Origin of the sequence: Stappia taiwanensis, from assembly GCF_014635285.1 — a bacterium.
In the GTDB taxonomy this organism is placed as follows: Bacteria; Pseudomonadota; Alphaproteobacteria; order Rhizobiales; family Stappiaceae; genus Stappia; species Stappia taiwanensis.
In genome coordinates, this window is the sequence record NZ_BMCR01000011.1 from 60,172 (window position 1) to 79,780 (window position 19,609).

Sequence of the window (19,609 nt, forward strand, 5' to 3'; positions counted from 1 at the left end):
GCGCGGGCATCCAACACTAGAACGGTGACATGGCTATCCTCGACCTCGCCAACCCGACCCGGTTCCTGAGCCTGGCGCAGCGCCTGCTGCCCTGGGTCTCGGTCGCTTGCGTGGCCGCCTTCGTGGCGGGGCTCTATCTCACCTTCTTCGTCGCGCCGGACGACTACCAGCAGGGCGCGACGGTGAAGATCATGTATCTGCATGTGCCGGCCGCCTGGCTGTCGATGCTGTGCTATTCGACCATGGCGCTGTCGGCGCTGGGCACCTTGATCTGGAAGCACCCGCTGGCCGATGTCTCGGCCAAGGCTGCGGCGCCGATCGGGGCCGCCTTCACCTTCGTCTCGCTGATCACCGGCTCGCTCTGGGGCAAGCCGATGTGGGGCACCTACTGGGTGTGGGACGCGCGGCTGACCTCGGTGCTGGTGCTGTTCATCATGTATCTGGGGCTGATCGCCCTGTGGCGGACCATTGAGGATCCGATCCGCGCCGGCAAGGCCGCCGCCGTGCTTACCCTGGTCGGCGCCATCAACCTGCCGATCATCAAGTTTTCCGTCGACTGGTGGAACACGCTGCATCAGCCGGCCAGCGTCATCCGCATGGACGGTCCGACCATCCATGCCTCGATCCTGTGGCCGCTGTCGGTGATGGCGCTGGCCTTCACCCTGCTGTTCCTCGTCATGCACCTGATGGCGATGCGCAACGAGATCCTGCGCCGCCGGGTGCGGACCCTGCAACTTCACGCCGCCAGTGCCCGGCACGGCGTCGCCACACCACAGGCCGCGGAATGACCCAGTTGCTCGATCTCGGCCCGCACGCGGGATTCATCCTCGCCAGCTTCGGCATCACCACCGTCGTCATCGCCGCGCTGTTCGGCTGGATCCTGGCCGATCATGCGGCGTTGAAGGGCAAGCTGGCGGAGCTCGAACGGCAAGGGGTGCGCCGCCGCTCTGGCGCCCGGCCTTCGGGAACGCCCTCGTGAGCGCGGGCATGGACGGGGCGAGCGGCGGCCCGGCCCCGAAGCGGCGCCGGATCCCGCTGGTGGCGCTGTTGCCGCTGATCGTCTTCGGACTGCTGGCGGTGCTGTTCCTGATGCAGATCCTCAGTGGCCGCGACACCTCGCAGGTGCCCTCGGCGCTGATCGACAAGCCGGCGCCGGAGTTTTCCCTGCCGCCGGTGGAAGGACTGGTCGATGACGGCAAGCCGCTGCCCGGCGTGTCCCGCGCCGATCTTCTGGGCAAGGTGAGTGTCGTCAACGTCTTCGCCTCCTGGTGCGTGCCTTGCCGGCAGGAGCATCCGCTTCTGGAAAAGCTGGCCCGGGACGGGCGGGCGCAGATGATCGGCTTCAACTACAAGGACAAGCCGGAGAACGCCCGGCGGTTTCTCGGCACGCTCGGCAACCCCTATGACCGGGTCGGCGCCGACGACAACGGCCGGGCCGGCATCCTCTGGGGGGTGTATGGGGTGCCGGAGACCTTCATCGTCGATGCGGGCGGCACGATCCGCTACAAGGTCATCGGCCCGCTGTCGGAAGAAAGCTATAGCGCCGTGTTCCTGCCGGAGCTGGAAAAGGTGCTGGCCGACCCGCGCCCCTGATCTCTGACTGGGATCTGGGCCCCTGATCCCGGGGCGGTTTCAAGCGCTCGTGACTCGCCATTGAACGATGGGCTCCGTATGGTCGGGGCGAAGAAAGCCGGACCGGATCCGGCCTTCCCGCCCGCGAACCGATGATCCGTCTCATGCGACAGGCTCTTGTCTTCACCCTTTGCGCTGCGCTTGCCGCGTTTGCCGCCACAGTGCCGGCGGCGGCTACCGAGCGGCCGCGGGCGGTGGTGGAGCTGTTCACCAGCCAGGGGTGCTCCTCCTGTCCGCCGGCGGACCGGCTGTTCTCCGAACTTGTCGGCCGCAAGGATCTGGTGGCGCTGTCCTATTCGGTCGACTACTGGGATTATCTCGGCTGGAAGGACACGCTCGCCACGCCGGCCAACAGCGCTCGCCAGCGGGGCTATGCGGAGGCGCGCGGCGATAGGACGGTCTACACCCCGCAAATGGTGGTCAACGGTGTCCGGCATCTGGTCGGCAGCGACCGGCAGGCGCTGACGCGCGGGCTGGCCGAGGCGCCGGCGCTGTCGGCGCGGGTGGATCTGAAGCGCCAGGGCGATCTGGTCGAGATCCGGGTGAGCGGCACGCTGCCGCCGGCGGTGCGGATGGCGACGGTGTATTTTCTCGGCATCGGCAGGCGGGTCGAGGTGGCAATCGGCCGGGGCGAAAATACCGGGCGCAGGATCGCCTACTCCAATGTGGTGCGCGACATTCGCGCGGTCGGCATGTGGGAGGGCGGACGCGCCGTCTTTCGCCTGCCGGCAAGTGAGGTGCGCAAGAGCGGTGCCTCCAACTGCGCCGCGCTGGTGCAGGTGGAGGTTCGGGGGCGGCCGGGCCCGATCCTCGGCGCCGGGTTCCTCTGAGGCGGGCGGTTTTGCCCGTTTTCCTCCATCCCTTTCGTTTTTTGCGCCGGCGGCTTTGTGTTCGCCGGCGATGATGGTAGGCCTTTGCCGTCGGCGGAACCCCGGCCCGGATGACCGGCCCAATGGTTCCGATCCCGGGCATCCGTGGCGAACGAGGGCCGCTTTCCATGACTTTCAGACTGCGTATCGCCCTTGGGAGCATCGCCGTCGGGCTTCTGGTGCTCGGCTTGAAATTCGTCGCCTATTGGTGGACCGGATCGGTGGCGCTTTATTCCGATGCGCTGGAATCGGTGGTCAACGTCGCCTCGGCGGTGGCGGCCTTCGTCGCCGTCTGGTTCGCCTCCAAGCCGGCGGACAGCAATCACCCTTACGGGCATGACAAGGCGGAGTATTTCGCCGCCGTGCTGGTCGGCGTGATGATCGTGCTCGCCGCCCTGTCGATCGTGCGCGAGGCCTGGCTTGCCTATGTGGCGCCGCAGCCGGTGATCTTCTCCGTCGAGGGGTTGCTGATCAACGGTGCGGCGAGCCTGATCAATGGCGCCTGGGCCTTCGTGCTGATCCGGGTCGGGCGGGCGCATCGTTCGCTGGCGCTGGTGGCCGATGGCAAGCATCTGGTCACCGATGTGGTGTCCTCGGTCGGGGTGCTGTTCGGCGTGGTGCTGGTGCTTCTGACCGGCATTCAGGCGCTGGATTCCCTGCTGGCGGGCATCGTTGCCCTCAACATTCTCTGGTCCGGCTGGGGCTTGATGAAGGAATCCGTCGGCGGGCTGATGGATGAGGCGGTGGCGCCGGCGCTGCAGGAGCGGATCCGCGAGATGATTTCCACGGCGGGCGAAGGCGCGCTGGAAGCCCATGACCTCAGGACCCGCTCGGCCGGCCATGTGGTGTTCGTCGATTTTCACCTGGTGGTGCCGGGCACCATGACCGTGGAAACCGCCCATGACATCTGCGACCGGATCGAGGAAGCGATCTCGCGGGATGTACCCGGTGCGCGAACGACGATCCATGTGGAGCCGGAACACAAGGCCAAGCACGCGGGCATCGTCGTCGTCTGAGCCCACGCGCCGTACGAGCGCGCTGCGGTCAACCGGCGAGCGCCTCTGCCGGCCTGGCCGGGGAAAAATGGCGCAGCAGCTCCAGCACCTGGCGGGGGGAGACCGGCTTGGCAAGCACCGCGTCGAACCCGGCCGCTTCGAGCTCTGCCCGGTTCGGATCGGCGGTGACGGCGACCACCGGCAGGTTCGGTTGCGCCGAGCGGCCGCGGATCCGCGACAGGGCGGCGTAGCCGTCCATCTCCGGCATGTGCACATCCATCAGGACGAGATCGAAGGTGCCATCGGCGATCCGGTCCAATGCCTCACGGCCGCTTGCCGCCAGCACCGCTTCACCGCCGAAGGATCGCAGCACGGTGGCGATCACCTCGCGGCCGGCGGCGTTGTCATCCACCACCAGATAGCGCCGCCCGGCCATCGGTGCGCCGGATGCGGTGCTGGGCCGACCGGCGAGGGGCTCGTTGTCGGTCACCGGAGGTGTCTCGGTTTCGGCGGCCAGTGGCAGGGTCAGACGAAAACGGCTGCCGGCGGGGGTGCTTTCCACCAGATCGAGCCGCCCGCCGGCCAGCGCCGCAGCCCGGGCCGCGCTCCACAGGCCCAGACCGGTGCCGGGTGCGGTGCCGTCGGCATTGCCGGCGCGGGCGCGCGGTTCGAATATCCAGGCGGTTTCCTGAGGTGGGATGCCGATGCCGGTGTCGGTGAGTTCCACCGTCAACCGGTCGTCCTGCCGCCGGGCATCGAGCCTGAGCCCGCCTTCGGGGGTGTATTTCACCGCATTGTCGATGAGGGCGGAGAGAATTTGCCGCAGCGCCAGCGGCTCCGAGGTCTCATGCGCCTGAAGGGCCGGGTCGATCTCCACGGTCAGGGTCAGCCCACGGGCGCGGGCATGGCCGGCGAACAGATCCGCCACGCCGGCGATCAGCGGGCCAGCGGCCTGCGGTCCGGGCGGCGGCGCGCCGATCAGATCACCAGTCATCTGCAGCATGGCGTCGATGGCGGCGATCAGGGTTTCCAGTGCGGCGGCCTGGCGGCGGGTGGTCGGCTCGCAGCCGATCATTTCGGACGCGGTGCGCATGGCGGCGAGCGGCGTGCGCAGGTCATGAACAAGCGCCGCTTCGCGCTCGGTGACCCCGCCCGAGCCGTCGCTCGCCGACATCGGGCCTTTGTCCTGCTTGTTCATTCCGCTTTCATCCGGTTCAAGGCCCCTCGCAAGGGGGCATCCGCTCGGGCTCTGCCCTTGGGGGACTTTTGCCGCTGCGGGCGGAGGAATCAAGACATTCCATCGCTTATCCGGCCATGAGTGGTGCCGAGTCCATGCCCTGTGCCGCAAGGTTCGACGGCGCCGCCACCTGAAGGCGTGCTCGGCGCGCGGCCGCTTGCCGTCCGCCCCGCCCCATGCGAAAGAGCGGGGATGGTTCAGCAAATCCTTGCCATCGTGCTGCCGGTCTTCGCCCTGATCGGCCTTGGTTACCTTGCCGCGCGCAGTCGGCTGCTCGATCCGTCGATTGGCGACGCGCTCGGTCAGTTCGTGTTCGTCATCGCCATTCCGGTGCTGATCTTCCGCACGCTCGCCACCAGCTCGCTCGATGGGGCGTCGCCCTGGGGGCTCTGGATCTCATATTTCACCGGTGTCGCGGTGATCTGGACGGCGGGCACGCTGATCGTCCGGCTGGCGTTCGGCCGCGATGCCCGCGCCGGGGTGATTGCCGGCATTTCCGCCGGCTTCGCCAACACGGTGCTGGTGGGCATTCCGCTGATCACGGCCATTCACGGCGAAGAGGGGCTGGTGCCGCTGTTTCTCCTGATCTCGGTGCATCTGCCGGTGATGACCATTGCCTGTGCGGTGCTGATGGAGCGGGCGGCGGTGCTCGATGGCACCCAGGCGCCGAAGCCGCTGGGCGGTATGCTGCGGGAAATCGGCGCCAGCCTGGCGACCAACCCGATCGTGATCGGCATCCTCGCCGGCGGCGCCTGGCGGATCCTCGGCTGGCCGGTCGAAGGGATTCTTGCCGATGTTCTCGGCCGTATCGCCGGGGCGGCGGTGCCGGTGGCGCTGTTCTCGCTGGGCATGAGCATGGTGGCCTACGGGGTGCGCGGCAACATCGGACCGGCGGTGCTGCTGAGCGCGCTGAAGCTGGTGGCGATGCCGGCGGTGGTCTATGGCATGGCCGCCCATGTGGTCGGCATGTCGCCGCTCTGGGTGTCGGTGGCAACTCTGATCGCCGCCTGTCCGACCGGGGTCAATGCCTTTCTGTTCGCCGCCCGCTATGGCACCGGCCATGCCATGTCGGCCAATTCGATCACCTTCACCACCGCCGCCGCCGTAGTGGTCACCGGCGGCTGGATGGCCTTCCTCGGCCTATAGGCCGATCATCCGGCGAATGTCATCCGGGCTGGCGCCGCTTTCGCGCAAGGCGCCAAGGGCGGTGTCGCCGCGCGATTTCGACAGTTTCCGCCCGGTTTCGTCCAGCACCAGTCGGTGATGGTGGTAGACCGGCCGCGGCAGGTCCAGAAGCTGTTGCAACAGCCGGTGGACGGCGGTTGCCTGGAAGAGATCCTGGCCGCGCATGACATGGGTCACCCCTTGCGTGGCATCGTCGATCACCACGGAAAGATGATAGCTGGTGGGCGTATCCTTGCGCGCCAGCACCACATCGCCCCAGCGGGCCGGATCGGCGGCGATCCGCCCACGCTCCCCGTCCGGACCGGCGCCGGTCTCCTCCCAGAAAAGCGGCCCGCCCGCCACGCGCAGCGCTTTTTTCATGTCGAGCCGAAGGGCGTGACCGGTGCTGGCCGCGATCCGCTGGTGCAGCGCCTCGGGGCCAAGCACGGCGGCGTCGCCGGGATAAAGCGGCGCGCCATCGGGATCGCGCGGCCAGAGCTTGCCCGCCGCCTCCGCCCGGGCGACCGCGCCGGCAATTTCCGCCCGGGTGAGATAGGCCGGGTAGACCAGCCCGAGGGCGGTGAGCCGGTCGAGCGCTGTGCGATAGTCGCCGAAATGGTCGCTCTGGCGGCGCACGGGGGTTTCCCAGTGAAGGCCGAGCCAGGCAAGGTCGGTGAAGATGCCCGCTTCCAGCTCCGGTGTGCAGCGGGCGCGGTCGATATCCTCGATGCGCAGGAGGAACCGGCCACCGGCTGCCCGCGCCGCCTCGAAATTGAGGATCGCCGACAGGGCATGGCCGAGGTGCAACTGGCCGTTGGGGGAGGGGGCGAAGCGAAAGACGGGCGTGGTCATGGCCATGGTCTTTCCGGTAAAACGGAAGACAGGTCAATGGCCGCGATGGCTCGCGGCGCGCGCGGCAGGACGCGGCGGAGACATGGGAAAGGATCGGCGATGCAGGTGATCGCCACGCAAGCGGATCTGGTGGAGGGGCTTGAGCGGCTGCTCGCGCTCGATCCGCGCCTTCGCCCGGTCGCGCGGGCTGCCGGTCCGCTGCCCTTGCGCCGGCAACCGGCGGATCTTGCCGGGCTGGTGCAGATCGTCACCGCGCAGCAGGTCTCGGTGGCAAGTGCGGCGGCGATCTTCCAGCGGCTGAGGCTGCTGATCGATCCGTTCGAGCGGGACACGCTGGCGCGCCTTGAGGATGCGGAGCTGACCGCCGCCGGCCTGTCACGGCCAAAGATCCGGACCTTGCGCGCGGTGGTCGCGGCGATGGGCGAGGGGCTCGATCTTGCCGCGCTCGCCGAATGTCCGGCGCAAGACGCGCATCGGCGGCTTTGCGAGATCCGGGGCATTGGCCCCTGGACGGCGGATATCTTCCTGCTGTTCTGCGCCGGGCACCCGGATATCTTTCCCTCCGGCGATCTGGCCTTGCGCGAGGCGGTGCGGCAGGCCTTCGACATGCCCGAGCGCCCGGGGCCGAAGGCGGTCGACGGGCTGGCGCAGCGCTGGGCGCCGCTGCGCGGCATCGCCGCCCGGCTGTTCTGGTCCTACTATCGGGCGGTGTCCGGACGGTCCGGGCTGCCGGTTGCGGCGGCAGGGGCGGAATGAGCGGGGGCGGTCCGGGGCATGGCGTGGCCGCCGCACAGGGGCTGTTCGCCGACTGGGTTGGATGCGTCCACGTGGTCGAGGATCGCGGCTTCCGACTGGCCGAACCGCTCTTTGCGGAAGAGGAGGCGGCCATCGCGCGGGCGGTGCCGCAGCGCCGGCGCGAATTCATCGCCGGCCGGACGGCGGCGCGCCGGGCGCTCGCTGGGCTCGATATTGGCCCCTGTCCGATCCCTGTGGCCGCCGACCGGGCCCCCTGCTGGCCGGGCGGCGTGGTGGGCAGCATTTCGCACAGCCCGGCGCTGGTGCTGGCCGCCGTGGCGCGGGAGCGGGAGATCGCAGCGCTCGGCATCGATGCGGAGGCGGTGGCCCGGCTGGAGCCGGAGATCATCGCTGCCGTGTGCACCGAGGAGGACCGCCGCTTCCTCGCCGGCGGCAGGGGCCGGCTGGCCGAGACCGGGCCGCTCCTGGTGTTCTCCGCCAAGGAGGCGTTCTACAAGGCGTTCTATCCGCTTCATCGCCGCTTTCTCGATCATGATGCGGCGGCGATCCGCTTCTTCGCCGCGCCCGGAGGCGAGACGGGCAGCTTCCGGGTGATCGCCCGGGAGCCGGGTTTGCGGGCGAGCGGTTTTGCCGACAGGGTTGCCGGGCGCTGGGCGCTTGCCGGCGATCATGTCTACGCCGCTGCGGTGGTTCCGGGGCCCGGCTAGGGTCCTGATTTTCATCAGGAAAATGACGCAGGAGCGCGAGCGTGGTCTGGCATCCTCTTCCGCTTGATCTTTTATTTATCGTTTGATAAATAAAGGCGAAACCTGGGAGGATGCGATGAAGCTCGACGGGACCTATGAAGTAGATGCACCGGCCACGGTTGTCTGGGAGGCGCTGACGCGCGCCGACAGCCTGTCGCGGATCCTGCCCGGCTGCGATCATCTGGAAGAGACCGGCGAAAACCGGTTCGCCGCGGTGGTCTCCGTCAAGGTCGGGCCGATCCGCGCCCGGTTCCGGGGCAAGGTGGCGCTGACCGATCTGGTCCAGCCTGTGTCCTTCCAACTGGCGGGGGAGGGCGACGGCGGCGCCTCGGGCCACGCCAAGGGCACGGCGCGGATCGTCCTCCATCCGCTCGACGATGGGGCGCGCACCCGTATCGCCTATGAGGCGGAAACCAATATCGGCGGCAAGCTTGCCGCGCTCGGCGGGCGTCTGGTGGAAGCGGTTTCGGCGCGCAATATCGAGCTGATGATGCAAGGGCTGGCCCGGGAAGTGGCCAGCGCCTGCGATGGCGCGTCAGAGGCTCCCGGCACGGTGTCGGCCGGTGCGGCTCCGGCGGTCTCTCGCACCGTCACTGCCCGTGCGCCGGTGTCGGCGGCGAGTGAACCCCTGTTGGCGACGCTGCTGCGCCAGGGGCGTCTCCAGACCGGATTGCTGGCGCTGATCGCCGCGCTGCTGCTGGGGCCGGCGCTCGGTCTCTGGTCGTCGGGGTTCTGAACCCGGTCCAATCCGGCCGATCCATCTGAATTGGGGGCGATGCCCCGCGCCTCGGCGTTATCCCGGCCCCCGGGCCGGGATCGGGGAGCCGAAAGGCATGGGTTTTCATGGGGCTGGAACCGACAGGCCGTGGCTCTCCGGTCCCGGATCGCCGCTTTGCGGCGTCCGGGAGGACGCGGAGCGCGAGGCGACGTCATCGCACTCAGGCGGAAGATTGGACGGGGCTCATGCGCCTCAGTCGAGCCGGTCGGCGAGGATCTCTGACAGCGCCGCCGGCGCCCCTTCCAGAAAGGCGGTCACGGCGGTCTCGACGATGGTGTCGCTGTCTTCCATCACCGGGATGCCATAGACCCATTTGCGGATGCCGCGATAGATGAAGGTGCCGTGGAAGGACCAGACCAGGTCGCGCTCCGCCTCGTCGAGGGGCAGGGTGTCGGGATCGGGCAGGCCGGCCTCGAAGCGCATTTCCCGGCACAGCGGTTCGATGATCTTCTCGCGGACCTGGTCGAGGTAGCGGCGGTTGAGGCTTTCGCCCTTCATGCCGGCGAGGATCAGGATGCGCACCCATTCCCGATTGTCGATCACCTCGGCATATTCGCCGTAAAGGCGCAGCAGCCGCTGCCGGATCGGCCGCGACCGGTCGGTGATCAGGCTTTGCCAGTTTTCCTTCCAGCGGCCGACGAACACATCCTGATAGACCCGCTCGATCAGCGCTTCCTTGCTGGAGAAATAGCGATAAAGCAGCGGCTGGGTGATCCCCAGCCGTTTCGCCAGTTCCCGGGTCTGGCCGCCGAACCCCTGTTCGGCGAAAAACCGAATGGCCTCGTCGACGATCTGCCGTTCCCGCTCCTGCGGGGACAGCCGTTTCTTTTCGGTCATCGCCTGGTCACGTCCCATCTGCGTCTTCCCCGTTCCTATCGGCTGGCCTTCCCGGCAGCAAGCGCGGCGAAAAACCGGATTGACATTCCGTCGCGGCGGTGATGTTATTTATCAAACGATAAACAAATGCACCATGGGGAGGAAGCGATGAAGGCAGCGCCATTCGATTATGTGCGCGTCTCCAGCCTCGATGAGCTGGGCGAGCTTGCCGCCGCCTATGGCGACGACGCCCAGGTGATCGCCGGCGGGCAGAGCCTCGTTCCGGCGATGGCCATGCGCATGGCGCGTCCGAAACTGCTTCTCGATCTGTGCGATCTGCCCGGTCTCGCCGATATCCGCCTGACCCCGGAGGGTCTCGAAATCGGGGCGATGGTTCGCTATTTCGAACTGGCCGCTTCGCCGCTGGTGGCGGCCCATGCGCCGCTCGTCAGCGCCGCCGTGCCGCTGATCGCCCATGAGGCAATCCGCTCGCGCGGAACCCTTGGCGGCAATCTCGCCCATGCGGATCCGGCCTCGGAAATGCCGGCGGTGATGCTGGCGCTCGGCGCGGTGATCACCATTGCCGGCAGCAATGGCGCGCGGCGGATCCCGGCGGCGGAGTTCTTCATCGGCACCTATGAGACCGCCCTGCGGCCGGGCGAAATCATCACCGCCATTACCCTGCCGGCCGCGCCCGTCGGTCGCCGGGGCGCCATCGACGAGGTGGTGCGCCGCTCCGGCGATTATGCCGCCGTCGGCGCGGCCTTCGCAATCGACCTGGAGGGGGAGACGGTCGCTGGCGCCCGGCTGGCGTTCTTCGCCGTCTGCGAGCGGGCGGTGCTGGCGGAGAAGGCCGCCGCCGCCCTGTGCGGCCAGCGGCTCGGGCATGTCGATCCGGCGCCGGTGCTGGATGCGCTGGCGGAGGAGATCACGCCGGTCGCCGATCTGCACAACCGGGCCGAGACCAAGCGCCACCTGATGAAGGTGCTGGCCGGCCGCCTTTTGCAGCGCCTGCTGAGCGGGGAGAAAAGCACGCATGGATAGTCTGTTTCCGGTCACGCTGACCCTGAACGGCGTCACCGCGACCCATGAGGTTTCCCAGCGCACCACGCTGGCCGATTTCCTGCGCCAGACGGTGGGGCTGACCGCCACTCATATCGGCTGCGAGCATGGGGTGTGCGGCGCCTGCACCGTGTTTGTCGATGGGCGCATCGCCCGGGCCTGCCTGATGTTCGCCATCCAGGCCGAGGGGCGGGACATTCGCACGCTGGAAGGCTTTGCCGGCGACCGGCGGATGGAGGTGCTGCAACGGCATTTCCACGAGCGCAACGCGCTGCAATGCGGCTTCTGCACCAGCGGCATGCTGGCCACCGCCCATCAGCTTCTGGAGGGCTCGCCCGACCCCAGCCGTGAGGAGGTGCGCGAGAGCCTTTCGGGCAACTTCTGCCGCTGCACCGGCTATCACGCGATTGTCGATGCCACCCTCGATGCGGCGGCGGAGCTGAATGCCGCCGCTGTGGCAACGGGAGGCGAGGCCGCATGCTGAAGCCCGATCCGTCCAAGCCCCTCGATGGCGCCTATGTCGGCCAGCCGGTGCCGCGCGAGAACGCCCGCCGCCTGTCGCAAGGGCGGGGCCGCTATGTCGATGACATCGCCTTTCGCAATCTGGCTCATGTCGCCTTTGTCCGCAGCCCTCATGCCCATGCGCGGATCCTGTCGATCGACACGGATGCGGCGCGGGCGCTGCCCGGCGTCGTCGATGTGGTCACCGGCGAGGATCTGAAGGGGCTCTGTGCTCCCTGGGTCGGCGTTCTTGCCCATTTTCCGGGGCTGAAATCGGCCGAGCAATATCCGCTCGCCGTCGAGGTGGCCCGCTGGCATGGTGAGCCGGTGGTGGCGGTCGTCGGCGAAAGCCGGGCGCTGGCCGAGGATGGTGCCGATCTCGTCGAGGTGGCGTGGGAAGAGCTGCCGGCGGTGGTCGATGCACAGGCGGCGCTCGCCGGCGACGCGCCCGCGATCCATCCGGAGCTCGGCGACAACCGGGCGTTCCGGCTGGAGGTCGGGCAGGGCGATACCGCCAGCGCCTTCGCCGAGGCGGCGGTGATCGCCGAGGAGGAGTTCCGCTTTGGCCGGCACACCGGGCTGACGCTGGAGCCCCGCTCCATCGTTGCCGATTTCGATCCTTCCCTGCGCCAGATGACGGTGCATCACTCGACCCAGACGCCGTTCCAGATGCAGGATGTGCTGGCCCGGCATTTCGGCCTTGAGGAGGGCAATGTGCGGGTGATCGCCCCGGATGTCGGCGGCTCCTTCGGGCTGAAGCTGCATGTCTATGGCGAGGAAATGGCGGCCTGCGCCCTGTCGATCCGCCTCGGCCGTCCGGTGAAGTTCATCGCCGACCGGCTGGAGGCGTTCCAGACCGACATTCACGCCCGCGATCACCGGGTGAAGGCGCGCATGGCGCTGTCGCAGAACGGCGAGATCCTGGCCATGGAGGTCGATGACCTGACCGGGATCGGCCCCTATTCGGTCTATCCGCGCACCAGCGCGGTGGAGGGCAACCAGGCCATTCGCCTGATGGGCGGCCCGTACCGGATGCCGAACTATCGCGGCGAGCTGAACATCGTCTTCCAGAACAAGACGCCGATGTGTCAGTACCGGGCGGTCGGGCATCCGATTGCCTGCGCGGTGACCGAGGGGCTTTTGGACAAGGGCGCGCGGGCGTTGAAGCTCGACCCGCTGGCGGTGCGCCAGCGCAATGTGGTCACCGCCGACATGTATCCGCACACCTCGCCGACCGGCTATGTGTTCGAGCGGCTGTCGCATGAGGAATGCATTGCCAGTCTCGCCAGCCTGATGGACTACGAGCGGCTGCGGCGGGAGCAGGCCGAGGCACGGCAGCGCGGCGTCTATCGCGGCATTGGCCTTGCCACCTTCATCGAGATCACCAACCCCGGCCCGGCGTTCTATGGCGTTGGCGGGGCGCGGATTTCCGCGCAGGACGGTTGCGTGATGAAGATGGAGCCCTCCGGCGATATCCGGGTGATGGTCAGCGTCACCGAGCAGGGGCAGGGCACCGAAACCATCATGGCGCAGGTCGCGGCCACCCATCTCGGTGTGCCGCTCGACCGGGTGTCGGTCTATACCGGCGATACCCAGACCTCTCCTTATGGCGGGGCCACCTGGGCCTCGCGCGGCGCCGGCATCGGTGGCCCGGCGGTGATGAAGACCGCGCTGGCGCTGAAGGCCAATCTCCTTGAAACGGCGGCGGTGATCCTGCAGGCGGAGGCCGAAGATCTCGACATTCGCGGCGGGGCGGTGGTCAACCGCGGTGACGGCACCCAGCGCATGAAGCTCGCCGAGCTGGGGCGGATCGCCTATTTCCGGCCGGACACGCTGCCCAGCGATTTCCATCCCGAGATGACCGCCGCGCGCCACTACGTGCCGCAGGGCTATCCCTTCGCCTTCACCAACGGCATTCAGGCCTCGCATCTGGAGGTGGATGTGGAGACAGGGCTGGTCCGGCTGCTCGATCACTGGGTGGTGGAGGATTGCGGGAAGGTGATCAATCCGCTGCTGGTGGAAGAACAGATCCGCGGCGGCGTTGTCCAGGGGCTCGGCGGGGCGCTGTTCGAGGAATGTCTCTACAGCCCGGAAGGCCAGCTCCTGTGCGGCACCATGGCCGATTACCTGACGCCGATGGCCGGGGAAATGCCGGACATCCACATGGCGCATGTGGAAACGCCGACGCTGACCTCGCCGCTGGGGGCGAAGGGGGTTGGCGAGGCCGGCACCGCCGCCGCGCCGGCTGCGGTGATGAACGCGATCAACGATGCGCTGGCGCCGTTTTCGGCGGAGGTCACGCAGATGCCCTTCACCCCGGAACGGATCCTGACGGCGCTGGGCAAGGTGTAACGACGAAACCGCGACACGGCGGTCTTGCAAAAAAGACGGGGCGCCAAAGACCCCGAAAACGAAACGGACGCGAACGGAGGAAATGCCATGAACGGAAGAAGCCTGATTGTCGCGGCGGCCGCCTGGCTGGCGCTGCCGGTGGCCGGGGCCTCGGCAACCGAAACCATCAATCTGACCATTGCCTCGAGCCATCCGCAGACGATCCACTGGGTCGGGGTGATGGACCGGGTGTTCAAGCCGGCGGTGAACCGGCTGCTGGAAGAAAAGGGCTCGGATTACCGCGTCGCCTGGACCGAGGCCTATGGCGGCTCGCTCTACAAGTACCGGGAGACCCTGAGCGCGGTTGCCAACAACATCACCGATATCGGCTGGATCGGCACCTTGTGGGAAAGCTCGGCCCTGCCGCTGCAGAACGTCACCTATTTCGCCCCCTTCGCCACCGATGATCTGGGCACGGTGCTGTCGGTGGTCGACAGCATTCAGGAGGAGTTCCCGGAGATCAAGGCGACCTGGGAAAACAACGACGTTGTGTTCCTCGGCGGTGCCGGCACGGACAGCTACGACCTTCTGACCACCTTCCCGGTCAATTCCGTTGCCGATCTTGAGGGCCGGAAGATCTCCGCGCCGGGCGTGTCAGCGACGTGGCTGGAAGGCACCGGGGCGATCCCGGTCGATGGTGGCCTGACCACCTACTACACCGACATCCAGACCGGCGTTTCGGAAGGCACCCTGTCGTTTGCCACCGGCATCCTGCCGACCAAGGTGCATGAGGTCGCCCCCTACATCACCCGGGTGAACATCGGCGCGATGTATCTGGGCGCGGTCGGCATGAACAAGGACCGGTTCGACAGCATGCCCGCCGATGTACAGGAAGCGATCCTGGCCGCCGGCAAGCTCTACCGCGATGCGCTGGCCAAGGAGATCACCGAAAACAGCGCGGCGGCGATGGCGCAAATGGAAAAGGAAGGTGCGAAGATCAGCACCCTTCCCGAGGCCGAGCGCCGCAAGTGGGTCGAGGGCCTGCCGGACATCGCCGCCAAATGGGTGGATACCAACGAGGCGGCCGGGCTTCCGGCCGGGCTCGTGATGAAGGAATACATGACGCGCCTGCGCGCCGCCGGTCAGGAGCCGGCCCGCGATTGGTCGGCGGGTCTGTCCAACTGATCGTCTGCGGTTCTTCGCCGGGCGGGGGCGTTCCCCTCGCGGCGGAGGACCGAAGCGCCTTTAAAGCGAAGGGAGGGTCGGATGACCGTCGAGGCAGGGGACGTCGGGGCACGGGAAGTCGGGGCAGGGGAAACGGGGCGCGCGCGCCCGTTGGCGGGGCCGAGCCTGCCCTATCGGCTCCTGGAACTGGCCCTGACCGGGCTCGCCTGGCTCGGCGGGCTCTGGCTTGTCGGGCTGATGCTGCTGATCTGCTGCGATGTGATCGGCCGGTCCTTCTTCAACGCGCCGATCACCGGCGTTGCCGAGATCGCCGCCTTTTCGGTGATCGGCATCGTCAGCCTGCAGCTTCCCGAAACGGTGCTGCACAACCGGCTGACGCGCACGGATCTGTTGATCGAACCGCTTGGCAGGTGGCTGCCCCGGAGCGCCGAGCTGCTGGAGGGGCTGTTCGCTCTTGCCGGGCTTTTGGTCTTTGCCGTGATCTTTTACGGCAGCCTTGCCTTCCTGCAAAAGAGCCTCGCCTCCTCCGAGTTCTACGGCGTGCAAGGGGTGTTCACCTTCCCGACCTGGCCGGTGCGGCTGATCCTGGTGATCGGAACAGCCGCGTCGATCGTCGCCTTTCTGGTGCGCGTTCTTGTCCATCTTCGTGCCTGCCGCACGGGCGTGCGCGCCTGATCGCGCCGCGCCAGCCTGACTGATAAGGAGACCTTCGCGGTGAGCGCACTTGAAATCGGCCTCGTCCTGATCGGATTGCTTCTGCCGCTGATCCTGATCGGCCTTCATATCGGCATCGCCCTGATGCTGCTGTCCTTCGTCGGCGTCTGGATGATGCGCGGAAATTTCGAACTGGCGACCAAGCTGGTGTCGATGACCGTCTATGGCGGCATTTCCGATTACATCTTCGCCACCATTCCCATGTTCGTGCTGATGGGCCTGTTGATCAGCATTTCCAATGTGGGCAAGGACACCTTTGATGTCGCCGAATGGGCGCTGCGCAAGATCAAGGGCGGGCTCGGCGTGGCGACGGTGCTGTCGAACACGGTGTTCGCCGCCGTGACCGGCATTTCCATCGCCTCGGCGGCGGTGTTCACCCGGGTCGCCGTGCCGGAGATGATCCGTCATGGCTACCAGCCGAAATTCGCTGTCGGCACGGTGGCCGGCAGCTCGATCCTCGGAATGCTGATTCCGCCCAGCCTGCTCCTGATCATCTACGGGGTTCTGGCGGAGGAATCCATCGGCCGCATGTTCGTCGCCGGCGTTATTCCCGGCCTGCTGATGGCCGCCGCCTTCATGGCGATGATCCTGATCGCCGCGCGCCTCGCGCCGGACACGGTGATCGTGCCCGGGCATCAGCGGCGGGTCGATCATCACGAGACGCTGGGCTCGGCCACGGTCAAGCTCGTGCCGCTGGTGGCGCTGGTGGTTCTGGTGCTGGGCGGGCTCTACAGCGGCTATTTCACCCCGACCGAGGCCGGGGCGGTGGGTGCGGCCGGCGCGCTGGTGGTGACGGTGCTGCGTCGCCGGCTCACCGGCGAGAACAGCCGGCAGGTGATGCGCGAGACCGGCTATATCTCGGTCGGCATCCTGTTCCTGCTGATCGCCGCCGGCATGTATTCGCGGATGCTGACCATGGCCGGCATTCCGATGGAGGTGGGCAACCTGATCGCCCATCTCGGCCTTGGCGTCTACGGCTTCCTGGCGGTCTATATCTTGTTGGTGCTGCTGCTCGGCATGATCCTCGACAGCACTTCGATCCTCCTGATCGTCGTGCCGATCGCCGCGCCGATCGCCAAGAGCATGGGGCTCGATCTGATCCATTTCGGCGTGATTTCGGTGATCGCGGTGGAAATCGGCCTGCTGACGCCGCCGTTCGGCATCTCCGCCTTCACGGTGAAATCCTCGCTGGATGATAACAGCATCAAGGTCGAGACCATCTTCCTCGGCGCCTTGCCCTATGTGGCGATCATGCTGCTGGTGCTGGCCTTCATCGTCTTTGTCCCCGGTTCGACCACCTGGCTGGCCCGCAGCTTCTAAGAAACGCGGAGCCGGCCGGAAGGTGGCCGGTCAGAGCCGGTAGAACGCGCGGGCCGTGCCGCCCCAGACCCGGGCGCGGTCTTCCGGCGACAGCGGCGCCAGCAAGGTGTCGACCATCGCCGCCCAGCCGGCATAGTCGGCGGCCAGGTTCAGAACCGGCCAGTCGCTGCCGAACATCACCCGGTCCGGGCCGAATTCGCGCAGCACATGCTCCGCCGCGGGCTGGACGGTGGCAAGCTCGGGATGGTCGCCGGCCTCGGTCAGCAGGCCGGAGAGCTTGCAAGAGCACCGGGTCTCGCGCGCCAGCCGGGTCATGTCCGCGCGCCACTGGGAAAGATCGCCGCTGGCAAGCGCCGGTTTGGCCGCATGGTCGATGACGCAGGCAAGCTGCGGATGGCGCTCAAGCCGGGCGGAAAGCTGCGGCAGGTGCCGGGGCAGCACCAGTGCGTCGAAACTCAGGCCGAGCTCGATCAGCGCGTCGAACGCCGGGTCGAGCGCTGGGCGCAGGATCCAGTCGTCGTCGGCAAGGTCCTGGATCATCGGCCGGATGCCCTTGAAGAGGGGCCGCGCGGCAAGGCGGGTCAGGGTTGCCACCGCATCGGGCGCTTCCATGTCGATCCAGCCGACGACCCCGGCGATCCAGTCGGTCGCCTCGGCAAGGTCGAGCAGGTATTCGGTCTCCGCCACGGTGTCGGCGGCCTGGACGACCACGGTCCGCTCGATGCCGGCGGCCCTGAGATGCGGCGCCAGATCGACGGGGGCGAAGTCGCGGTAGATCGGGCCGAGCTCCGGGCTCATCCAGCCATAGTCGCCACGGGTAAGGGACCAGAGATGGTGGTGACTGTCGATCTTCATGACACGCTCTCTTCCTCCGGGACCGGTGCATCGGCGCGCAGCACGCCGGCCGCCTTCAGATCGCGCCAGAGCGCCGGCGGAACGGGGGTGTGCCACCAGGTGAGGATATCAGCCAGTTCACTGGGGCTGCGCGGGCCGGGAATGGTGCTGCGCACCAGCGGATGGGCGCGGCAGAACTGCAGCGCGGCGGCGGGCAGCGGCACATCATGCGCCCGGCAGATCTCCGTCATGGTCCGGACCCTGGCGGCGATTGTCTCGGGCACGGCGCCATAATCGAAGGTGTCGCCGCCCACGAGCACGCCGGAATTGAACGGGCCGCCGATGACGATGTCCGTGCCGGCGGCGGCGCAGGCGGGAAAGAGGTCGTCGAGCGGGGCCTGCTCCAGAAGGGTGTAGCGACCGGCCAACAGGAACAGGTCCCAGTCGCCATGGTCGAGGGCGGCGCGGCAGACCTCGCGCTCGTTGACCCCGAGGCCGATGGCGCGGATCGCACCGCTGCGGCGCAGCTCGTCGAGCGCCCGGTAGCCGCCCTCCATGGCGATGCGGAACAGTGCCGGGCCGGCCTCCGGTCCGTGGGTCAGGTTGCCAATGTCATGCATGTAGAGGATGTCGATGCGGTCGAGCCCGAGCCGCTGCAAGGACGCCTCGAAACTGCGCATCACCCCCTCGTAGGAGTAGTCATAGACGGGAGTGAAGGGCAGGGCCGTGACCCAGGCGCCCGGATCGGCGGCCGTGCCCGGACGCAGCAGGCGGCCCACCTTGGTGGACAGCACATAGCCCGGGTCGCCGCGCAGGGCATCGCCGACGAGCCGTTCCGACAGCCCGTGGCCATAAAAGGGGGCTGTGTCCACATAGGCGATGCCGGCATCGCGGGCAGCCTTGAGGGTGGCGCGGGCGTCGCCTTCGGGCACGGGGGTGAAGATGCCGGCGAGGGACGCAGCGCCGAGGCCAAGTTCGGTGAGCTCCAGGCCGGTGCGGCCGACCGGGGTTTTGGCGATCATTCGGGCGCCTCCGGCAAGGTTCCGTTGAGCTGCTGGCTGATGCGCGCGGCGGTCTCGCCCATGATCCCGGTCACCGTTTCCAGCGGGGGCGCGGCATAGGCGTCGATGCGCTCCAGATAGGGGCAGGTGAGCGCGGCGACCGCATGGCCGAACGGGTCGAGGATCGGAAAGGAGATGTTGACGACGCCGACCGTGTGACGGCTCGGCTCGCAGGCATGGCCCAGCTCCCGGGTCTCCTGCAGGATCTTGAGGAACGCCGGCTCCGGCATCAGCTCCTCGCCGCCGACAAGGGTGTGCTCGCGCAACATCCGGCCGCGCATGTTCTCGTCCTGGAAGGCGGCGAGCACCAGTCCCGAGCCGGTGTTGTAAAGGCCGATCTGCGATCCGGGCCGCAGCGACAGCCGCCAGTTCCCAGGCGCGGAGAAGGAGGAGGCGATAACGATATCGCCATCCTCCCAAAGGGCGAGGTGGACCGACTGTTCCGCCTTCTGGGCCGCATGGCGCATGGGCGGATCGGCAATGTCGAGCAGTCTCCGGCGCGGCGGGTGCATGTTGGCCAGCACCAGCAGGCGCAGGCTGAGCATGTACTTGTCATCCTCCGCGCGCACCACGTAGCTGCGCCGCACCAGCGTGTCGAGCATCCGGTAGATCTCGTTCGCGCCGCGTCCAAGCCCCTTGGCGATGTCCGCCTGGGTCAGGCCGACCGGCGACGCGGCCAGGAGTTCCAATATGTCCAGCCCCTTGTCGAGCGCCGGCGCCCGGTATTTGTCCGCGCTGCCTTCTGCCATCGCGTCG

21 protein-coding genes are annotated in these 19,609 nt (G+C 67.7%); 15 read left to right on the top strand and 6 right to left on the bottom strand.

Going from position 1 to position 19,609, the window contains the following annotated elements; translation table 11 throughout:
* The first annotated feature begins 29 nt into the window (after nucleotides 1-29).
* The 5 genes from IEV83_RS19100 (at nucleotide 30) to IEV83_RS19120 (ending at nucleotide 3,517) form a co-directional block, all read left to right on the top strand.
* The gene (locus IEV83_RS19100; protein WP_181761127.1) at nucleotides 30-788 is read left to right on the top strand and encodes a heme ABC transporter permease; all 759 of its coding nucleotides are present in this window, start codon (nucleotides 30-32) and stop codon (nucleotides 786-788) included.
* On the top strand, nucleotides 785-979 hold the full coding sequence (gene ccmD, locus IEV83_RS19105; RefSeq protein WP_181761126.1) for a heme exporter protein CcmD: 195 nt from the start codon (nucleotides 785-787) through the stop codon (nucleotides 977-979). The genes IEV83_RS19100 and ccmD overlap by 4 nt, the downstream gene beginning before the upstream one ends.
* Before the next feature lie 8 nt (nucleotides 980-987).
* Nucleotides 988-1,593: a DsbE family thiol:disulfide interchange protein gene (locus IEV83_RS19110; protein WP_181761178.1), complete on the top strand. Its 606-nt coding sequence runs from the start codon at nucleotides 988-990 to the stop codon at nucleotides 1,591-1,593.
* Nucleotides 1,594-1,736: 143 nt separating this feature from the next.
* Entirely contained in the window at nucleotides 1,737-2,462 is a 726-nt protein-coding gene (locus tag IEV83_RS19115; RefSeq protein WP_181761125.1) for a DUF1223 domain-containing protein, read from the top strand.
* 167 nt (nucleotides 2,463-2,629) lie between these two features.
* Nucleotides 2,630-3,517, top strand: a complete 888-nt coding sequence (locus IEV83_RS19120) for a cation diffusion facilitator family transporter (RefSeq protein ID WP_181761124.1) — start codon at nucleotides 2,630-2,632, stop codon at nucleotides 3,515-3,517.
* A gap of 28 nt (nucleotides 3,518-3,545) precedes the next feature.
* Here IEV83_RS19120 and IEV83_RS19125 read toward each other — a convergent pair whose 3' ends face one another.
* Entirely contained in the window at nucleotides 3,546-4,694 is a 1,149-nt protein-coding gene (locus tag IEV83_RS19125) for an ATP-binding protein (RefSeq protein WP_181761123.1), read from the bottom strand.
* A 231-nt stretch (nucleotides 4,695-4,925) separates the two neighbouring features.
* Here IEV83_RS19125 and IEV83_RS19130 point away from each other — a divergent pair, with 231 nt between their 5' ends.
* Nucleotides 4,926-5,879 (top strand): AEC family transporter, encoded by a 954-nt coding sequence (locus IEV83_RS19130; RefSeq protein WP_181761122.1) that lies wholly within the window; start codon nucleotides 4,926-4,928, stop codon nucleotides 5,877-5,879.
* On the opposite strand, the gene gluQRS is transcribed toward IEV83_RS19130, so the two are convergent.
* A complete protein-coding gene (gene gluQRS / locus IEV83_RS19135) occupies nucleotides 5,874-6,749 on the bottom strand; it encodes a tRNA glutamyl-Q(34) synthetase GluQRS (RefSeq protein ID WP_181761121.1) in 876 nt (291 codons plus the stop codon). The two genes, IEV83_RS19130 and gluQRS, sit on opposite strands and share 6 nt — an antisense overlap.
* A gap of 99 nt (nucleotides 6,750-6,848) precedes the next feature.
* Here gluQRS and IEV83_RS19140 point away from each other — a divergent pair, with 99 nt between their 5' ends.
* The 3 genes from IEV83_RS19140 (at nucleotide 6,849) to IEV83_RS19150 (ending at nucleotide 8,987) form a co-directional block, all read left to right on the top strand.
* Nucleotides 6,849-7,505 carry a DNA-3-methyladenine glycosylase family protein gene (locus IEV83_RS19140; protein ID WP_181761120.1) on the top strand — a complete coding sequence of 219 codons (657 nt, stop codon included), beginning with the start codon at nucleotides 6,849-6,851 and terminating at the stop codon, nucleotides 7,503-7,505.
* Complete coding sequence (locus IEV83_RS19145) at nucleotides 7,502-8,212, top strand: 4'-phosphopantetheinyl transferase family protein (RefSeq protein WP_181761119.1); 711 nt, start codon at nucleotides 7,502-7,504, stop codon at nucleotides 8,210-8,212. Before IEV83_RS19140 ends, IEV83_RS19145 begins: the two co-directional genes overlap by 4 nt.
* Nucleotides 8,213-8,327: 115 nt before the next feature.
* Nucleotides 8,328-8,987 (top strand): SRPBCC family protein, encoded by a 660-nt coding sequence (locus tag IEV83_RS19150; protein WP_181761118.1) that lies wholly within the window; start codon nucleotides 8,328-8,330, stop codon nucleotides 8,985-8,987.
* A 234-nt stretch (nucleotides 8,988-9,221) separates the two neighbouring features.
* On the opposite strand, the gene IEV83_RS19155 is transcribed toward IEV83_RS19150, so the two are convergent.
* Nucleotides 9,222-9,884, bottom strand: a complete 663-nt coding sequence (locus IEV83_RS19155) for a TetR/AcrR family transcriptional regulator (RefSeq protein WP_244628251.1) — start codon at nucleotides 9,882-9,884, stop codon at nucleotides 9,222-9,224.
* A 129-nt stretch (nucleotides 9,885-10,013) separates the two neighbouring features.
* Here IEV83_RS19155 and IEV83_RS19160 point away from each other — a divergent pair, with 129 nt between their 5' ends.
* The 6 genes from IEV83_RS19160 to IEV83_RS19185 all read left to right on the top strand — a co-directional run bounded on the left by IEV83_RS19160 (nucleotide 10,014) and on the right by IEV83_RS19185 (nucleotide 16,958).
* A complete protein-coding gene (locus IEV83_RS19160; RefSeq protein ID WP_181761117.1) occupies nucleotides 10,014-10,889 on the top strand; it encodes an FAD binding domain-containing protein in 876 nt (291 codons plus the stop codon).
* On the top strand, nucleotides 10,882-11,391 hold the full coding sequence (locus tag IEV83_RS19165; protein ID WP_181761116.1) for a (2Fe-2S)-binding protein: 510 nt from the start codon (nucleotides 10,882-10,884) through the stop codon (nucleotides 11,389-11,391). The genes IEV83_RS19160 and IEV83_RS19165 overlap by 8 nt, the downstream gene beginning before the upstream one ends.
* The gene (locus tag IEV83_RS19170; protein ID WP_181761115.1) at nucleotides 11,385-13,760 is read left to right on the top strand and encodes a xanthine dehydrogenase family protein molybdopterin-binding subunit; all 2,376 of its coding nucleotides are present in this window, start codon (nucleotides 11,385-11,387) and stop codon (nucleotides 13,758-13,760) included. Before IEV83_RS19165 ends, IEV83_RS19170 begins: the two co-directional genes overlap by 7 nt.
* 87 nt (nucleotides 13,761-13,847) lie before the next feature.
* On the top strand, nucleotides 13,848-14,924 hold the full coding sequence (locus IEV83_RS19175; RefSeq protein WP_244628252.1) for a C4-dicarboxylate TRAP transporter substrate-binding protein: 1,077 nt from the start codon (nucleotides 13,848-13,850) through the stop codon (nucleotides 14,922-14,924).
* Between the two features lie 81 nt (nucleotides 14,925-15,005).
* Nucleotides 15,006-15,599 carry a TRAP transporter small permease subunit gene (locus IEV83_RS19180; RefSeq protein WP_181761114.1) on the top strand — a complete coding sequence of 198 codons (594 nt, stop codon included), beginning with the start codon at nucleotides 15,006-15,008 and terminating at the stop codon, nucleotides 15,597-15,599.
* Nucleotides 15,600-15,638: 39 nt separating this feature from the next.
* Nucleotides 15,639-16,958, top strand: a complete 1,320-nt coding sequence (locus IEV83_RS19185) for a TRAP transporter large permease (protein ID WP_181761113.1) — start codon at nucleotides 15,639-15,641, stop codon at nucleotides 16,956-16,958.
* A gap of 30 nt (nucleotides 16,959-16,988) precedes the next feature.
* On the opposite strand, the gene IEV83_RS19190 is transcribed toward IEV83_RS19185, so the two are convergent.
* Genes IEV83_RS19190 through IEV83_RS19200 form a run of 3 tightly spaced genes read right to left on the bottom strand, consistent with a single transcriptional unit; the run spans nucleotide 16,989 to nucleotide 19,602 of the window.
* The gene (locus tag IEV83_RS19190) at nucleotides 16,989-17,813 is read right to left on the bottom strand and encodes an amidohydrolase family protein (RefSeq protein ID WP_181761112.1); all 825 of its coding nucleotides are present in this window, start codon (nucleotides 17,811-17,813) and stop codon (nucleotides 16,989-16,991) included.
* On the bottom strand, nucleotides 17,810-18,814 hold the full coding sequence (locus IEV83_RS19195) for an aldo/keto reductase (RefSeq protein ID WP_181761111.1): 1,005 nt from the start codon (nucleotides 18,812-18,814) through the stop codon (nucleotides 17,810-17,812). Before IEV83_RS19195 ends, IEV83_RS19190 begins: the two co-directional genes overlap by 4 nt.
* Entirely contained in the window at nucleotides 18,811-19,602 is a 792-nt protein-coding gene (locus tag IEV83_RS19200) for an IclR family transcriptional regulator (protein WP_181761110.1), read from the bottom strand. The genes IEV83_RS19195 and IEV83_RS19200 overlap by 4 nt, the downstream gene beginning before the upstream one ends.
* Nucleotides 19,603-19,609 lie beyond the last annotated feature (7 nt).

Bases quoted from the DNA above. Each gene is read 5' to 3' on its own strand.
- IEV83_RS19100 (WP_181761127.1), top strand. From the start codon at position 30: ATGGCTATCCTCGACCTCGCCAACCCGACCCGGTTCCTGAGCCTGGCG.
- ccmD (WP_181761126.1), top strand. From the start codon at position 785: ATGACCCAGTTGCTCGATCTCGGCCCGCACGCGGGATTCATCCTCGCC.
- IEV83_RS19110 (WP_181761178.1), top strand. From the start codon at position 988: ATGGACGGGGCGAGCGGCGGCCCGGCCCCGAAGCGGCGCCGGATCCCG.
- IEV83_RS19115 (WP_181761125.1), top strand. From the start codon at position 1,737: ATGCGACAGGCTCTTGTCTTCACCCTTTGCGCTGCGCTTGCCGCGTTT.
- IEV83_RS19120 (WP_181761124.1), top strand. From the start codon at position 2,630: ATGACTTTCAGACTGCGTATCGCCCTTGGGAGCATCGCCGTCGGGCTT.
- IEV83_RS19125 (WP_181761123.1), bottom strand. From the start codon at position 4,694: ATGAACAAGCAGGACAAAGGCCCGATGTCGGCGAGCGACGGCTCGGGC.
- IEV83_RS19130 (WP_181761122.1), top strand. From the start codon at position 4,926: ATGGTTCAGCAAATCCTTGCCATCGTGCTGCCGGTCTTCGCCCTGATC.
- gluQRS (WP_181761121.1), bottom strand. From the start codon at position 6,749: ATGACCACGCCCGTCTTTCGCTTCGCCCCCTCCCCCAACGGCCAGTTG.
- IEV83_RS19140 (WP_181761120.1), top strand. From the start codon at position 6,849: ATGCAGGTGATCGCCACGCAAGCGGATCTGGTGGAGGGGCTTGAGCGG.
- IEV83_RS19145 (WP_181761119.1), top strand. From the start codon at position 7,502: ATGAGCGGGGGCGGTCCGGGGCATGGCGTGGCCGCCGCACAGGGGCTG.
- IEV83_RS19150 (WP_181761118.1), top strand. From the start codon at position 8,328: ATGAAGCTCGACGGGACCTATGAAGTAGATGCACCGGCCACGGTTGTC.
- IEV83_RS19155 (WP_244628251.1), bottom strand. From the start codon at position 9,884: ATGGGACGTGACCAGGCGATGACCGAAAAGAAACGGCTGTCCCCGCAG.
- IEV83_RS19160 (WP_181761117.1), top strand. From the start codon at position 10,014: ATGAAGGCAGCGCCATTCGATTATGTGCGCGTCTCCAGCCTCGATGAG.
- IEV83_RS19165 (WP_181761116.1), top strand. From the start codon at position 10,882: ATGGATAGTCTGTTTCCGGTCACGCTGACCCTGAACGGCGTCACCGCG.
- IEV83_RS19170 (WP_181761115.1), top strand. From the start codon at position 11,385: ATGCTGAAGCCCGATCCGTCCAAGCCCCTCGATGGCGCCTATGTCGGC.
- IEV83_RS19175 (WP_244628252.1), top strand. From the start codon at position 13,848: ATGAACGGAAGAAGCCTGATTGTCGCGGCGGCCGCCTGGCTGGCGCTG.
- IEV83_RS19180 (WP_181761114.1), top strand. From the start codon at position 15,006: ATGACCGTCGAGGCAGGGGACGTCGGGGCACGGGAAGTCGGGGCAGGG.
- IEV83_RS19190 (WP_181761112.1), bottom strand. From the start codon at position 17,813: ATGAAGATCGACAGTCACCACCATCTCTGGTCCCTTACCCGTGGCGAC.
- IEV83_RS19195 (WP_181761111.1), bottom strand. From the start codon at position 18,814: ATGATCGCCAAAACCCCGGTCGGCCGCACCGGCCTGGAGCTCACCGAA.
- IEV83_RS19200 (WP_181761110.1), bottom strand. From the start codon at position 19,602: ATGGCAGAAGGCAGCGCGGACAAATACCGGGCGCCGGCGCTCGACAAG.